The organism is Shewanella sp. 11B5 (assembly GCF_002836795.1).
Lineage (GTDB): Bacteria > Pseudomonadota > Gammaproteobacteria > Enterobacterales > Shewanellaceae > Shewanella > Shewanella frigidimarina.
Genome location: NZ_PJAP01000030.1, coordinates 1 through 1,487, shown reverse-complemented (window position 1 = coordinate 1,487; position 1,487 = coordinate 1). Strand labels below are relative to the sequence as shown.

The following is a 1,487-nucleotide window of genomic DNA, read 5'->3' as shown; positions in this document are numbered from 1 at the left end:
TAAATTGCATTTAGGTGTGCAGGTTAAAGAAGTGACCAAAGAAGGCTTTGTTACTGCGACAGGCGAGACGATTAAAGCAAATATCAAGGTGTGGGCAGCAGGTGTCAAAGGTCCGAAAGTATTTGAAAACTTCACTCAACTTCCCGTTACTCCCCGTAATCAAATTGATGTAGATGACTGTATGCGTGTAAAAGGCATCGATGATATTTACGCTTTAGGCGACTGTGCTCAATTAATTTTACCATCAGGTAAGCCGGTACCACCAAGAGCCCAAGCCGCAGCCCAAATGGCCGATCGCCTTTATGCCAATATTTGTTTGAAGATGAAACAGCAGCCAGAAAAGCCTTTCGTTTATAAAGACTATGGATCACTGGTATCACTGAGTCGATTTTCGGCGGTTGGCAACTTAATGGGAAGCCTACGTTCAGGCGATTTTTTTGTTGAAGGACATGTTGCACGTTTGATGTACATTTCTCTGTATCAGCGTCATTTGGCTAGCTTGTATGGCTGGTTCTCGGCATCTGTATATCGTATTGCCCAAAAATTACTGCGCTGGCAACGTCCAAAGCTCAAGTTACATTAGGCGAGTGCTCACCTAGAGAGTTGAGCGACTATCAACATAAACAAATAGGCTTTGTTAAACATAAAGCCTATTTTGCACAAGAATTGGCCATTTGACGTTTATTGACACAATTTAACTTAAATCTACTTGAATTTAAGATTTAACTTGGTAGTTTCAGTTATTAATTATTTGTTAACGTAACGTATGACAATGATGTTGTACTTATACCATAGAAGATAATCAGTGCTTCAAGGAGCCAAGATGCCCAACCAGATTACATTATTAGAACAAACCAAGCATGGTGATTTAAAACTGACTCCAAGTGACTTTTCACACGTGGCGGAGCAGCACATCGTGCCGGTTACTTTGCATGAAATTAATCGTGCTGCCACTGAGTATCCAATCGTATTTGTTAAAAACAGTGATACTAACGAATTTCAATCAGTTGCAATGTTAGGCCTAAAACCTGGTCAGAATCTAAGTGTAAAAGACGGTAAGTGGCAAGGTTTGTATATCCCCGCAGTTGTTCGTGACTATCCTCTTGGTTTAGTGGTTAACCCAGACGTTAAAGATAAAGTCTGGATTGGTATTCGCGAAGATGCCAAAGAAGTGACTAAAACAGACGGCCAAGCATTGTTTGAAGACGGTAAAGAAACCCCGTTTTTAGAAGCGCGTAAGCAAGCGTTGATTAGCCATTATGAACAAGACCAAGCTACTCGCGGTATTTTAGGTTTTTTAGATGAAAAAGGGCTGCTGATTAATCAGACTCTTACTGTTGATGTCGCCGGAGAGAAACGCAATATCAATGGTTTATACCTTATTGATGAAGCTAAATTAAATGCATTAAGCGACGAAGAGTTTATCGAACTTAAAAAGCGCGGTTTACTAGGGCCGATTTATGGTCACTTGGGGTCATTAAACCAAG

General features: G+C 40.6%; 2 protein-coding genes. Both read left to right on the top strand.

Annotated elements, in window-relative coordinates; translation table 11 throughout:
- On the top strand, positions 1-583 hold a 583-nt coding region (locus CXF78_RS00235), incomplete at its 5' end, for an NAD(P)/FAD-dependent oxidoreductase (protein WP_180956999.1).
- Between the two features lie 240 nt (positions 584-823).
- The coding region (locus CXF78_RS00230) for a SapC family protein (protein WP_102035656.1) at positions 824-1,487 on the top strand (664 nt) is incomplete at its 3' end.